This is a genomic window from Micromonospora haikouensis (assembly GCF_000876225.1).
Taxonomy (GTDB): domain Bacteria; phylum Actinomycetota; class Actinomycetes; order Mycobacteriales; family Micromonosporaceae; genus Micromonospora; species Micromonospora haikouensis.
Genome location: NZ_JXSX01000003.1, coordinates 166,624 through 179,960 on the forward strand (window position 1 = coordinate 166,624; position 13,337 = coordinate 179,960).

Sequence of the window (13,337 nt, forward strand, 5' to 3'; positions counted from 1 at the left end):
GCGGTCGGCCGGGCGCCGGTGCGAGGGTGGCACCTGCCGGCGGACGCATCGGCTCCGCCGCCATCGTGACGACGAGGAGTGCCCCCGTGCGCCGTACCCTGTCCGCGAGCCCGTGGCGTGTCCTGCCCGGGAGCCTGCTGCTCGGTCCGGTCCTGCTGCTGGCCTCCGCCTGCGCGGACACCGGCCCGCTGGAGGTGCGGTACGAGCTGACCGGCGAGCCCGGCGTCACCGTCGGCCCCGTGATCGTGGTGCCGGCGGAGGGCGGCGACGGGACGGCGACCCAGCGGACCACCCAGGAGACCGGGCCGGTGCCGTGGCAGGCGACCCTGGTCGTCGAACGCGGCGAGACGACCCTGGAAGCGACGCCGTCGCGGGGCGCGCTGACCTGCCGCATCGTGGTCGAGGGGCGGGAGGCGGCCAGGGTGACCGGCGTCCCGGGCCAGCCGGTGACGTGCTCGGCGCCGGTCGGCGAATGACCGTGCCCGCCACGTGAGGTGGCACGTCGCCCCGACCGCCCCGCCGTCAGCCGACGAGGCGGCGTTCCCAGGCCCAGGCGGCGATCTCCACCCGGTTGCGGGCGTCCAGCTTCGCCTGCACGCTGCCGAGGTGCGTCTTGACCGTGCCGACGGAGATGAACAGCTTCGCGGCGATCTCCGCGTTGGTCGCGCCCCGCGCCACCAGCCGCACCACGTCCAGCTCCCGGGGTGACAGCCCCGCCGGGTCGGGGCGCGCGGGCTCCGGCGGATTGAGGTGCCGCAGCAGCCGTACGGTGATCGACGGGCTGATCAGGGCGTCGCCGGACACGGCGGCCCGGACCGCCTCCACCAGCAGGGCGGGGCCGGAGTCCTTGAGCAGGAACCCGCACGCGCCGTTGCGCAGCGCGGCGTGCACGTACTCGTCGAGGTCGAACGTGGTCACCACGACCACCCGCACCGGGTCCACGACGCCGGGGCCGGCGAGCCGGCGCAGCGCGTCCAGCCCGTTCAGCCTCGGCATGCGGATGTCCAGCAGCACGACGTCGGGGCGCAGCCGGCGGGTCAGCTCGACCGCCTCCACGCCGTCGCCGGCCTCGCCGACCAGCTCCATGTCCGGCTGCGCTCCGATGATCATCCCGAACCCGGTGCGCACCATCGCCTGGTCGTCGGCCACCAGCACCCGGATCACCGGCCGCCCTCCCCGCCCGCGAGCCCCCGAGCCGCCGGGCCGGAAAGGCCCCGCCCGGCAGAGGACCCGCCGACCAGCGGCAGCGCCGCGTCGACCACCCATCCTCCGTCGACGCCGGGGCCGGCCCGCAGCCGCCCGCCGAGCGCGCCCACCCGCTCGGTCAGCCCGGTCAGCCCGTATCCCGGCCGGCCGCCGCGCTGCCCCCGCCCGTCGTCGGCCACCCGCACCGACAACCACTGCGGCGTACGGCTGACCAGCACGTCCACCCGCCGCGCCCCGGTGGCGTGCCGCCGGACGTTCGTCAGCGCCTCCATCACCACCCGGTACGCCGACGTGGTCACCTCGACCGGCAGGTCCCCGAGCGGCCCGTCGGTGTGCAGGTGGGCCGGGACCGGGCCGGCGGCGGTGAACGCCGCGACCAGCTCCGCCAGGTCGACCACCCCGGCCAGGGGCGTCACCGGCGCGTCGGGCGGCCCGTCCTGGCCGCGCAGCACCCCGATCATGCGGCGCATCGCCGTCATGGTCTCCGCGCCGGCCCGCTCGATCTGCTCCAGCGCGGCGACGGCCCGCTGCGGGTCGCGCCCCGCGACGTACCGGGCGCCCTGGGCCTGCACCACGATCCCGGTGACGTGGTGGGCGACGAAGTCGTGCAGGTCCCGGGCGAACTCGGCGCGCTGCTCCGCGCGTACCGCCGCGACCCGGCGCTCCCGGGCGGTCTCCGCCAGCCGCAGGTACATGCCGGCGGCGGCGGCCCCCGCCGCGAGCAGCGCGTAGGCCATGCCGATGATCAGGTAGGTGCTGCCGGCCCCGGCGCGCAGCGGCAGCGCGGCGACGGCGAGGCCGGTCGCGGCCACGGCGGCCAGGGCCGGCAGCGGGGCGGCCCGCCGCGCCAGCACGAAGACCATCCCGAGCAGCCCCGCCGACTCCGCCAGCCCCCACAGGTGGTCCGCCCCCCGCACCGGCACCCGGCCGTCCAGGCCGCCGGTCTCGCGCAGGAGGGCGTACGCCGCCGTCGTCGCCAGCGACCAGGCCGCCACCGCGCCGCCGGCCGCCGCCAGCCGGCGCGAGCCCTGCCGGTGGGCGGGCAACCACACCGCCGCCGTGGCGACCGCCAGCGCGACCTGCGCCAGCGCGGCCGGCACGGCGAGCAGGCCGGCGACGGGGAAGATCCGGCCGCCGACGACGTCGACGAGGCCGAGCAGCGCCATGCCGGCCAGGGCGGCGGCCTGCCCGGCCCGCCGCCACCCGCCGCTGAGGGTTCCGGTCATCGCCCCCACCGTAGCCACCCGGCCGGCCCGCCGGATCTGCCGAAAGTCGGAGGCGGCGGGCGCGGACCCGACCCCGGACGGATGCGCCGACGGCCCGCGCGCCGGGAGGCTCTGCGGCGTCCCGGTGACCGGCACCGGAGGTGGAGGAGACATGACGACGCACCATCCCGACCCCACGGCGGCCGTCGCGGCGGTCGACCTGGTCAAGGTGTACGGCAGGGGAGCCACGGCGGTACGCGCCCTCGACGGCGTGACGGTGGGCTTCCGCCGCGCCGCGTTCACGGCGATCATGGGCCCGTCCGGCTCCGGCAAGTCCACCCTCATGCACTGCCTGGCCGGGCTCGACACGGCCACCTCCGGGCAGGTGCTGCTCGGCGGCACCGACCTCGGCCGGCAGTCCGACCGGGTGCTGACCCGGGTCCGCCGGGAGCGCATCGGGTTCGTCTTCCAGTCGTTCAACCTGCTGCCCCAGCTCACCGCCGCGCAGAACGTCACCCTGCCGCTGGACCTCGCCGGGCGCGGCGTCGACCGGGAGTTCCTCGACCACGTGGTGGACGCGCTCGGCATCGGCGACCGGCTGGCGCACCGCCCCAGCGAGCTGTCCGGGGGCCAGCAGCAGCGGGCCGCCCTCGCCCGGGCCCTGGTGTCCCGCCCCGAGGTCGTCTTCGCCGACGAGCCGACGGGCAACCTCGACTCCCGCGCCGGTGCCGAGGTGCTCGGCCTGCTGCGCGACTGCGTGCGTACCCTCGGGCAGACCGTCGTCATGGTGACCCACGACCCGGTCGCCGCCGCGTACGCCGACCGGGTGGTGCTGCTCGCGGACGGCCGGGTCGCCGGCGACCTGGCCGAGCCCGACCGGGGCGCGGTCACCGCCGCCCTGCACGGCCTGGCGGCGGCCCGGTGAGCCGGCGCGCCGTGCTGCTGCGCGCGCAGCTCGTCGAGGCGGCCCGCCGCCCCGCCCGGACGCTGCTGACGGGCCTGGCCGTGATCGTCGCGGCGTTCGTCGTGTTCGGCACCGTGCTGGCCTACCAGGTCACCGAGCGGACCGTGCTCGCCGGTTTCAGCGGGACCCCGGCGGCGGCCGACCTGGTCGTCACCGGCGGCGACGGGGTCTCCCTGCGGACGCTGGACGCGGCCCGCCGGCTGCCCGGCGTCGCCGAGGCGGTGGGCCGCACGGACGCCTTCCACGAGTTCGCCGACGACCCGGGCGCGGGCCTGTCCGTGTACGCCGACCCCGGCTCCGGGCCGCTCGCCACGGTCCGCGTCGTGCAGGGGCGGTACCCGGCCGCGGCGGGTGAACTGGCCGTCACCCGGCGCACCGTCGACCGGCTCGGGCTGGGCGTCGGCGAGACCCTGCGGCTGGCGGGCGCGGCGCCGGACCGGCCGGTCGCGGTGACCGTCGTCGGCGTGGTCGACGCCCCGGACGACCCGGGGGAGACCGGCTACACCACGGAGGCGTTCGCCGCCCGCCTCGGCGGCTCCGACCAGCTCCGGCAGGTCGAGGTGCGGCTCGCCCCCGGCGTCGACCCCGACGTCGTGTCCGCCGCGCTGGCCCGCGCCGCGTCGGCCCCCGGCCCGTCGGCTTCCGGCCCGTCGGCCCCCGGTGCGTCGGCCGCCCCGTCCGAGCGCGCCGGTGCCGGCCTCGTCGTCCGCGCCGGGTCGGAGGTCCGCCGCGCGGAGGCCGACCAGGTCAGCGAGCGCGTCCAGGACCTCTTCGCCCTCGTCACGATGTTCGTGGCGATCGCCGTCGTGGCGGCGGTGCTGGTCGCCACCTCCACGTTCCGGATCGTCTTCGCCCAGCGGATGCGGCAGCTCGCCCTGCTGCGCGCCGTCGGGGCGCCCCGCGCCGGGCTGTTCCGGGCGCTGGTCGTCGAGGGGGCCGGCACCGGCCTCGTCGCGGGCCTGGCCGGCGTGCTGGCCGCGTACGGCGTCGGGCACGGGCTGCCGCCGGTGCTGCGGGGGTTCGGCCTCGCCGTGGCCTCGCCCGGCCACCCGGTCGCGGCGGCGGTCGCCGTGGCGCTCGGCGCGGCCCTGGTCACGGCGCTGGCGGTGCTCGCCCCGGCGGTCACCGCCGCCCGGGTCGCCCCGCTGGAGGCGCTGCGCGCGGCCAGCACCACGGCCGGCCGGCGCGGCGTCGGCCGGCTGCGCGCTGCGGCGGGACTCCTGCTCGCCGTGGGCGCGGTGCTGGTGGCGCTGCTGGTGGCGAGCCGGCTGCCCGGCCCCGACACCGAGAACTACGATCCGGCGAACCCGCTGCTGACGATCGTGGCGTCCGGCGCGCTCGCGTACGCCGCGCTGGTGGCCCTCGGGCCGCTGCTCGTGCGCCCGGTGCTGGCGGTCGTCGGCTGGCCGCTGCGCCGCCTCGGCCCGCTCGGCCGGCTGGCCGTCGGCGGGGTCGGCGGGGCGCCCCGCCGGGCGGCGGCGGTCAGCGTCGTCGTCGCGCTCGGGGTCACCCTGGTCGCGGGCGCGCTCGTCGGCAGCGCCTCGCTCGGGACGCTGCTCAAGCAGGAACTCGCCGGCATGGCGCCGGCCGACGTCGCCGTCACCGCCCGGGGCGACGGGCCGCTGCCGGCCGGGCTCGTGCAGCGCGTCCGGGGCATCGGCGAGCTGGACCGGGTGGTGCCGTACCGCAGCAGCCCCGACGTGCGCGTCGCCGGCGCGGAGGTCGACGGGCTCTCCGCCACCGACCTGGACCTGCGCGCGCTGGCCACCTGGTCGGACTTCGGCGCGAGCGCCGGCCGACTCACCGACGCCGGCCCGGGGCGGGTGGTGCTGCTGCGGTTCCTCGCCGAACAGGCGGGCGTGCGGCCGGGCGGTGAGGTGACCGTCACCCGGGGCGACCGGTCGGTGCGGCTGCGGGTGGCCGCGACCATGGCGAACACCCCGGTCGGCGCGGGCCTGCTGGTCGACCCGGCGGACCTGGACCGGCTCGGCGTGCCGGCCGGCCCGACCGGGCTGCTGGCCGACGTGGCGGGCGACGACGACCGGGCCCGGACGGCGGCGGTGCGGGCCCTGCGTGCGGCCGGCGGTCAGCAGGTGGGCATCGTGGTGACCGCCGACGACCGCGACGAGCTGGACGGCCGGCTCGACGCGCTGCTGGGGGTGCTGCTGTCCCTGCTCGGCCTGACCGTGGTCGTCGCCGTGGTCGGCGTCGGCACCACCACGGCCCTGTCCGTGGTGGAACGCACCCGGGAGTCCGGCCTGCTGCGGGCCGTCGGGATGTCGCGTCGCCGCCTCGGGGCGATGCTGACGGTCGAGGCGGGCCTGTACGGCGTCCTCGGCGCGGCCCTCGGCCTGCTGCTGGCGTGGCCGTACTCGTGGCTGACCGTCGCGGCGCTCGGCCAGGACGCGCCCGTCGAGTTCCCGGCCGGGCAGCTCGCCGGGGTCGTGCTGGCCCTCACGGTGGCGACGGCGCTCGCCGGGCTGCTGCCGGCGCGCCGGGCGGCCCGGGTGAGCCCGGTGGTCGCCCTGGGCGCGGGCGACTGACCCCGCCCGGTCGGGCCGGGCGGTGGGCCATCGTCGCCGGCGCAACCCCGCCGTCAGTAGGCGAGCTCGACCGGGCGGCCGAGCAGCTGGCTGCCGTTGTTGCCCAGCCAGCCCTCGGCCGCCGCCGCGTGCTGCGAGAACGTGTGGATGTCCCGGAAGCGGCGCTGCACGGGCGAGGAGTCCCGCGCCGCGCCGCCCCCGGTCGCCCGGTAGCAGGCGTCCACGGCGGCGGCGGTGACCTCGGTGACCCAGGGCAGGCTGGCCGAGATGCGCGGCTGCAACGCGGCGAACGCGGCCGGCCCGCCGCCGTGCGCCGCCCGGAACAGGTCGTCGGCCAGCGACCGCAGCAGCGCCCGGGCCGCCCGGACGTGCAGGTCGGCCCGGCCCAGCCGCTCCCGGAAGGCCGGCGAGTCGGCCAGCGACTGCCGGGCGTAGAGCCGCCGCCGGCCCCCGTCGAGCAGGGTGACCGTGTCGTCCAGGGCGCCCTGGGCGATCCCGACGGCCACCGCGCCCAGGTGCAGGACGAACTGGGCCAGCGGCGCGACGAAACCCGGCCCCGGCACGCACGGGACGCCGGTGAACAGGTCGAAGCTCCGCTCGACCGGGCAGTAGACGGCGTCGACCCGCACGTCGTGGCTGCCGGTGCCGCGCAGCCCGAGGGCGTGCCAGGTGTCCTCCACGGTCACCTGCCCGGCCGGGAGCAGCATCGAGCGGACCTCCACCGGCTGGCCGGCCGGGCCGGGCAGCGGCTGACCGTCGCCGGTGAGCACGCAGTTGCCGAAGATCCAGTCGGCGTGCCGGGACCCGCTGGCGAACGCCCACCGCCCGGTCACCTGGAAACCGCCGTCGGCCAGCTCCGCCCGCCCCTGCGGGGCGAAGCCGCCGGCCACCACGACGTCTGGGCCGTGGGCGTACAGCTTGTCGAACTGGTCGCGGGGCAGCATCGCCAGCAGGTGCGGGGTCTCCGCGCCGATCATCACCGTCCAGCCCGTGGACCCGTCCGCGCGGGCCAGCGCCTCCAGCACCGCCAGGCCGGTGTGCGGGTCGGCGTCGTACCCGCCGTGGCTGCGCGGCACGAACATCCGGAAACAGCCGGCGGCCCGCAGCCGGTCGAGCAGGTCGACGGGCAGCCCCCGGGCCGCCTCGATCTCCTCCGCCCGCCGGGCCAGCTCCGGGGCCAGCTCCCGCACGGCGCCGATCAAGCGAATCCGGTCCTGGTCGTCCACTGCCGCCTCCTGGTCACACCTGGCACGCGACGTCCCTGCGACGCCACGGCACAGACGGTCCGTCGCCCGGCGTCCCGGCGGGAAGGGACAGCGGTACCGGCGGGCCGGGCCCGCGGCGCGCGGCGGAAGTTCCCGACCGACCGGGACGGCACGCACCAGGCGGCCGGGACACCGGGACCGGGATGCTCGACGGGCCGGGGCCGTCGCCCGCACCGCGACCCGCCGGCCCACGCCCACGAGCCGTCAGCCCGGAGGTCTCCGTGTCCGTCAGCGCCCACCCCGTCCCCGCCGGCCGGCGGGCGACTGTCGCGGGACCGACATCCGCCCTGGAGCAACGGGCCATCGGCAACCGACGACGCGGCTGACAGGATCACGTCATGCTGGCCGACCCGCCGCCGCGTGCCCGCCCCGTCCCGAGCACCGGCGACGACCACCGCCGCCCGGTCGCCGCCCGGGCCGTCGCCGTCGCCTGCGCACTGCTGTTCACCGGCACCGCGCTGTGTTGGGCGCTGGCCCACCGCCCGTGGGGGCTGACCCAGCTCTACTTCCTCGTCGACTTCACCGACTGCGCCGTCTACGGGACGGTGGCCTGGCTGGTCCTGCTGCGCCGCGGGCACCCGGTCGCGTGGCTGCTGGCCGTGACCGGGATCGGCGGCGGGGTCTCCGCCCTGGGCGCGCAGTACGCCGACCTGCTGCGGGTGCACCCCGGGCTGCCCGAGATCACCTGGCTCACCTCGGCCCGGCACTGGGGCTGGGCGCCGGGCATGCTGTCGCTGATCGTGGTGCTGCCGTGGCTGGTGCGGGAGGGGCGGCTGCCGGTGCCGGCGCGGGTGGCGGTGACGGCGGGCGCGGCGGTCGTGGCCGCCTTCGAACTGTGCCAGCTCACCTGGCCGGGCCCGGGGGCCACCGGCTCCGACGTGCCGCTGCCGATCCGCAGCGCCGGCTGGGCGACGCTGGTCGAGCTGGTCCTGCCCGTGCTCGCCGCCCTGGTGCCGGTGCTCGGGCTGATCGCCGCCGGTGGGCTGCTGTGGCGGCGGCGGGTCGCGTCGACCACCGAACGGGTCGGACTGGGCTGGCTCGCCGTGGGCACGGCGCTGCTCGCGGTGAGCTTCGCCCCGGTGGCGCTGCCCGCCGACCGGGCGCACCTGGTGCCGCCCTGGCTGCCCCCGACGGGCATGCTGGCCGCCCAGGCGTTCTTCCCGGCCGCCGTGCTGGCCGTCGTGCTGCGGCAGCGGCTGTGGGGGATCGAGATCGCCGTCCGCCGTACCCTGGTCTGGTTCCTGCTGACGTTCCTGCTGGTCGCCGCGTACGTCGTCGGGGTGACCACCCTGGACGCCCTGCTCCCGGCCAGCCGGGCGGTGCCCGGGGTGCTGGTCACGGCCCTCGTCGCCGCCGCCGTGCAGCCGGGCCGCTGGTGGGTGCAGCGGCGGGTGGACCGGCTCATCCACGGTGCCGCCGCCGAGCCGCTCGGGGTGGTCCGGGGCGTGGGGGACCGGATCAGCGCCAGCGAGGACCCGGCCGACGTGCTGACCGGGGTGGCGCGGAGCCTCACCGACTCGCTGCGGCTGGGCGCGTGCGGCATCGAGGTGGACGGCCCGGAGCCCTGCACCGCCCACTGCGCCTCGACCGGGCCGGTGGGTGAGCCGCTGGTGCTGCCGCTGCGGCGGGGCGAACGGGAGGTCGGGCGGCTCACCGCGTGGGCGCGGGCCGGCGAGCGGCTCGACGGGCGTACCCGATCGGCGTTGGTCGACCTGGCCCCCGTGGTCGCCTCGGCGGCCAGCCTCGTCGCCACCAGCCGGGCACTGGTGGCCTCGCGGTCCCGGCTGGCCGAGGCCCGCGACTCGGAACGCCGCAAGCTGCGCCGGGACCTCCACGACGGGCTCGGCCCCACCCTCGCCGGGGTGGCGCTCGGCCTCCAGGCGGCCCGCAACCTGCTCGGCGTCGACCCGGCTGCCGCCGGCCGGCTGCTGGACCGGCTGCGCGACGAGACGGACCAGGGCGTCGAGCAGGTCCGTGACCTGGCCCGTGGCCTGCTGCCGCCGGTCCTCGGCGAGCGCGGGCTGGCCCCCGCCCTGCACGAGCTGGCCGGGCGGTACGACGGCTCGGGGCTGGTCGTGCAGGTGGACGCCCCGCCGCTGCCGCTGCCCGAGCCGGTGGCCACCGCCGTGTACGGCATCGTCGCCGAGGCCGTCCGCAACGCCCAACGGCACTCGGGCGCGTCGGTCTGCACGGTGCTGGTCGAGCGCGACGCCGACGGGCTCGCCGTGCGGGTCGCCGACGCCGGGCGGGGCATCGGGGCGGGCATCCCGGCCGGGGTCGGCATGCTCTCGATGCGGGAGCGGGCCGAGGGGATCGGCGGGGTGTGCGCGGTCGGGCCGGGGCCGGACGGCGGGACGGTCGTCAGCGTGCGCGTGCCCGCCGACAGGCTCCCGCCGCCCCCGCCGTTCCCGCCGCTCCCGGCCGGGACCCCGGCCGACGGTGCCCGGCCGGTGGGTGCTGAGCGGCCGGTGGGAGCTGCGGTGGGTGCTGAGCGGCCGGTGGACGCGGCGCGTTTGGAGGGCGGTCTGCTGCCGGTGGGCGCTGCGCGCGTGGAGGGCGGTCTGCTGCCGGTCGGCGTTGTGCCGCCGGTGGGGGTCGCGTCGGGCGGGTCGGAGGTGACCGTTCGTGGGCGGTGACGAGGCGGCGATCCGGGTGGCGGTCGTCGACGACCATCCCGTGTTCCGGCTCGGCATGACGGCGCTGCTGGCGTCCACACCCGGGCTGGAGGTCGTCGGCGAGGCCGCGGACGCCGACGAGGCCGTCCGGGTCGCCGACCTCACCCGCCCGCAGGTGATCATCATGGATCTCCACCTCGGCGGCGGCCGGTCCGGGGTGGAGGCCACCCGCGAGATCGTCGGCCGGCACCCGGGGATCGGGGTGCTGGTGGTGACGATGCTGGACGACGACGACTCCGTCTTCGCCGCGCTGCGCGCCGGAGCACGGGGCTACCTGCTCAAGGGCGCCGCGCCGGGCGAGGTGGACCGCGCCGTCCGGGCGGTGGCCAACGGGGAGGTGCTGCTCGGGCCGGTGGTGGCGAGCCGGGCGATCGGCTTCCTGGCCGGGGGGCGGGCGAGCGGCCCGGCGCCCTTCCCCGAGCTGACCGACCGGGAGCGCGAGGTGCTCGACCTGGTCGCCCAGGGGCTGAGCAACCTCGTCATCGCTCGCCGGCTGACCCTGAGCCCGAAGACCGTCCGCAACCACCTGTCCAACGTGCTCGGCAAGCTCCAGGTCGCCGACCGCAGCCAGGCCATCCGGCGGGCCCGCGAGGCCGGCCTCGGCCAGCCCTGACCCGCCCGCCCGGCGTGGGTGGCGCGGGCGGGCCCCTAGCGGGCGTCGCGGGGCGGGCAGCCCGGGGCGTGCGGAGGGTGCCCCTTCGCTACCGGAGGCATTGCCGAGGGGCCCTGCCCTGCACCTCCCTATGCTCGGGGAATGGAACTGCGGATCTTCACCGAACCCCAGCAGGGCGCCAGCTACGACCAGCTGCTCGCCGTGGCCCGCTGCGCCGAGGACGCCGGCTACGGCGCGTTCTTCCGTTCCGACCACTACCTGAAGATGGGCTCGGTCAGCGGCGACCCCGGCCCCACCGACGCCTGGACCACCCTCGCCGGGCTGGCCCGGGACACCTCCCGGATCCGGCTCGGCACGCTGATGACGGCCGCCACCTTCCGGTTCCCCGGGCCCCTCGCGATCACCGTCGCGCAGGTCGACCAGATGAGCGGCGGACGGGTGGAGCTGGGCATCGGCGCCGGCTGGTTCGCCGAGGAGCACAGCGCGTACGGCATCCCGTTCCCGCCGCTGGGGGAGCGGTTCGACCGGCTGGAGGAGCAGCTCGCCGTCATCACCGGGCTCTGGGAGACCCCGGCCGGTGAGACCTTCGACTTCGCCGGACGCTACTACCCGGTGCAGGGCTCGCCGGCCCTGCCCAAGCCGGTGCAGCAGCCGCGCCCGCCGATCCTGCTCGGCGGGAAGGGGCCGAAGCGTACGCCCCGCCTCGCGGCCCGCTACGCCGACGAGTTCAACCTGCCGTTCGTCTCGATCGAGGAGACGGCCGCGCAGTTCGAGCGGGTCCGCGCCGCGTGCGCGGAGATCGGCCGGGACCCGGCCGGGATGAACTGGTCCAACGCCCTGGTGCTGTGCTGCGGGCGGGACGAGGCGGAGGTGCGCAGGCGGGCCGAGGCGATCGGGCGGGAGCCGGCCGAGCTGCGCGAGAACGGCCTCGCCGGCACCCCCGCCGAGGTCGTCGACAGGATCGGCCGGTACGCCGAGACCGGCAGCGGCCGGATCTACCTCCAGGTCCTCGACCTGGCCGACCTGGATCACGTCGAGCTGGTCGCCGCCGAGGTGATGCCCCAGCTCTGACGGCCGCCACCGGGCGGGACCGGCCACCGGGGCGGGAGGTCCAGCCATCCGGGGGCCCGCCGCCTGGGCGAGTTCGCCGGATTCGCTGACACCGGGGCCCCGCTGGTGGAACCTGCGAGGGGAGCTTCGGGCGGAGGTGGGGGCGCGTGGGCCGCAGGCAGGTCGGGCTGCTCGTCCTCACCGGCCTGTTCCCCACCGTCGAGGCCATCGTGCTGGTGGCGATGGGCTTCGTGGCGGCCGAAGGGCTCGCGCCGCAGACCGGCGCCGTCTGGCCGTACGACACCTACCACGACCTGCGGTGGATGTTCGTCTACCACCAGTCGTGGCCCGAGTTCCTGACGACGTTCTGGCTGGTGGTGCTGGCCCGCACCGGCTACCACGTCCTCATGGTGCGGCTGGCGTGGCCGGACGGGATGCCGATGCCGTCGGTGCGCCGGATGCTCCGGCGGGCGTTCATCCTCGCCGTGGTGGTCACGGTCGTCGTCTCGCCGTGGGCGGTGATCTCGGTCGCCGCGTCGGTGGTGGCGCTGTCCTGGGTGCTGCTCGCGTCGCTGCTGCCGATGTTCCTGATCGCCCCGTTCATGCAGCGGGCCGCCATGGTTGATCCGTGGTGGCGGGGCCTGCCGTCGATCCGGCTGGTCGGCTGGTCGCTGCTGAACCTGGTGGCGCTCACGGTGGCCGGCGCGGTGGCGTGGAGCGTGCCGAGCTGGTGGACGGTGCCGGTTTCCGCCGTGGCGGGCGTGGTGAACGGGCTGCTGTGGATCCGGATCCTCCGGGTGGCCCTGCTCGCGCCGCCGCCGAGGTGGGCCCGGGTGCCCGTGACGCCGTTCGTGGTGCTGGTCGCGTTCGCCGTGCCGGTGCTGATCCCGTTGGCGGTGGACGCGGTGCCGGCCAGCCTGCGGGCCGAGCAGGTGCTGCTCGACCAGCCGCTGCCACCGGAGATCACCCAGGCGGTGGTCGTGCTGGCGGGCTACGGCTCCGCGTACGGGGGCGAGCAGCCGCGCGACCCGAGGGTCCAGTGGTTCTCCTACCGAGGGCTGGGCCCCGACGGCGAGCCCCGGCCCTACGGGCCGACGGACACCACGATCTCGATGGCCGACAGCGTGCGGCTGCTCGCCGACCAGGTGGACCGGCTGCACCGGCAAACCGGCCGGAAGGTGGCCCTCGTCGGGGAGAGCGAGGGGGCGCTCGTGGCCCGCACCTACCTCGCCCAACGGCCCCACCCGGCGGTCGACGCGCTGGCCATGTTCAGCCCGCTGATCGGGGCCGGCCGGGCCTACTATCCGCCGCCCGGCGAGCGCCGGGGATGGGGGCTGGTCACCGGCTGGTACCTGCGGGCCCTCTACGAACCCGTTCGACTCAGCGGCGGGCCCGGCAACGGCCCGGACGAGCCGTTCATCCGCTCGCTGCTCGACGACGCGCCGTTCTACCGCAACCGGTTCATGTGCCCGGTGCCCGGCGTGCGGATGGTGGCCTTCCTGCCGTACACGACGGCCGCCGAGGCGCCGCCCGGCGACTACACCGGCATCCCGGTCTTCCAGACCATCGGCGTGCACGGTGGCCTGCTCGACCGGACGCAGGTCCGGGACAACCTGGTCGCCTTCCTCGCTGGCGAGCCGGTGCAGCGGACCCGGGCCGAGTACACGCTGATCCAGCGGCTCACCGCCGCCTGGCAGGCGCCGCCGCTGGACATCTCGGCCAATCCGGCGTGGGCAGACGTGCGGGAACCGGACCCGGCGTTCACCGGCCGGGTCTGCGTGCCCGGCCGCTGACCGATCTGCGTGTCCGGCCGCTG

At 77.4% G+C, this 13,337-nt stretch carries 10 protein-coding genes; 7 read left to right on the top strand and 3 right to left on the bottom strand.

Annotation, left to right across the window (positions count from 1 at the left end):
* The first annotated feature begins 86 nt into the window (after positions 1–86).
* Complete coding sequence (locus TK50_RS22405; RefSeq protein WP_043966883.1) at positions 87–476, top strand: hypothetical protein; 390 nt, start codon at positions 87–89, stop codon at positions 474–476.
* Positions 477–522: 46 nt separating this feature from the next.
* On the opposite strand, the gene TK50_RS22410 is transcribed toward TK50_RS22405, so the two are convergent.
* Both TK50_RS22410 and TK50_RS22415 read right to left on the bottom strand, forming a co-directional pair.
* A complete protein-coding gene (locus TK50_RS22410) occupies positions 523–1,164 on the bottom strand; it encodes a response regulator (RefSeq protein ID WP_043966885.1) in 642 nt (213 codons plus the stop codon).
* Complete coding sequence (locus TK50_RS22415) at positions 1,161–2,432, bottom strand: sensor histidine kinase (RefSeq protein WP_082106820.1); 1,272 nt, start codon at positions 2,430–2,432, stop codon at positions 1,161–1,163. The genes TK50_RS22410 and TK50_RS22415 overlap by 4 nt, the downstream gene beginning before the upstream one ends.
* 151 nt (positions 2,433–2,583) lie before the next feature.
* Here TK50_RS22415 and TK50_RS22420 point away from each other — a divergent pair, with 151 nt between their 5' ends.
* The gene (locus TK50_RS22420; RefSeq protein ID WP_043966887.1) at positions 2,584–3,336 is read left to right on the top strand and encodes an ABC transporter ATP-binding protein; all 753 of its coding nucleotides are present in this window, start codon (positions 2,584–2,586) and stop codon (positions 3,334–3,336) included.
* Positions 3,333–5,918 (top strand): ABC transporter permease, encoded by a 2,586-nt coding sequence (locus TK50_RS22425; RefSeq protein WP_043966889.1) that lies wholly within the window; start codon positions 3,333–3,335, stop codon positions 5,916–5,918. The genes TK50_RS22420 and TK50_RS22425 overlap by 4 nt, the downstream gene beginning before the upstream one ends.
* A 53-nt stretch (positions 5,919–5,971) precedes the next feature.
* Here the strand turns inward: TK50_RS22425 and TK50_RS22430 are convergent, their stop codons facing one another.
* Complete coding sequence (locus TK50_RS22430) at positions 5,972–7,144, bottom strand: acyl-CoA dehydrogenase family protein (RefSeq protein WP_043966891.1); 1,173 nt, start codon at positions 7,142–7,144, stop codon at positions 5,972–5,974.
* Positions 7,145–7,521: 377 nt separating this feature from the next.
* On the opposite strand from TK50_RS22430, the gene TK50_RS22435 reads away from it, so the two are divergent.
* From TK50_RS22435 to TK50_RS22450, 4 genes are all read left to right on the top strand, one after another.
* Positions 7,522–9,819: a sensor histidine kinase gene (locus TK50_RS22435; protein ID WP_052503881.1), complete on the top strand. Its 2,298-nt coding sequence runs from the start codon at positions 7,522–7,524 to the stop codon at positions 9,817–9,819.
* The gene (locus TK50_RS22440) at positions 9,809–10,471 is read left to right on the top strand and encodes a response regulator transcription factor (protein WP_241774092.1); all 663 of its coding nucleotides are present in this window, start codon (positions 9,809–9,811) and stop codon (positions 10,469–10,471) included. Before TK50_RS22435 ends, TK50_RS22440 begins: the two co-directional genes overlap by 11 nt.
* Before the next feature lie 141 nt (positions 10,472–10,612).
* A complete protein-coding gene (locus tag TK50_RS22445) occupies positions 10,613–11,542 on the top strand; it encodes an LLM class F420-dependent oxidoreductase (protein ID WP_043966893.1) in 930 nt (309 codons plus the stop codon).
* 146 nt (positions 11,543–11,688) lie between these two features.
* The gene (locus TK50_RS22450) at positions 11,689–13,314 is read left to right on the top strand and encodes an alpha/beta hydrolase (protein WP_043966895.1); all 1,626 of its coding nucleotides are present in this window, start codon (positions 11,689–11,691) and stop codon (positions 13,312–13,314) included.
* Positions 13,315–13,337 lie beyond the last annotated feature (23 nt).

Bases quoted from the DNA above. Each gene is read 5' to 3' on its own strand.
- TK50_RS22415 (WP_082106820.1), bottom strand. From the start codon at position 2,432: ATGACCGGAACCCTCAGCGGCGGGTGGCGGCGGGCCGGGCAGGCCGCC.
- TK50_RS22420 (WP_043966887.1), top strand. From the start codon at position 2,584: ATGACGACGCACCATCCCGACCCCACGGCGGCCGTCGCGGCGGTCGAC.
- TK50_RS22435 (WP_052503881.1), top strand. From the start codon at position 7,522: ATGCTGGCCGACCCGCCGCCGCGTGCCCGCCCCGTCCCGAGCACCGGC.
- TK50_RS22445 (WP_043966893.1), top strand. From the start codon at position 10,613: ATGGAACTGCGGATCTTCACCGAACCCCAGCAGGGCGCCAGCTACGAC.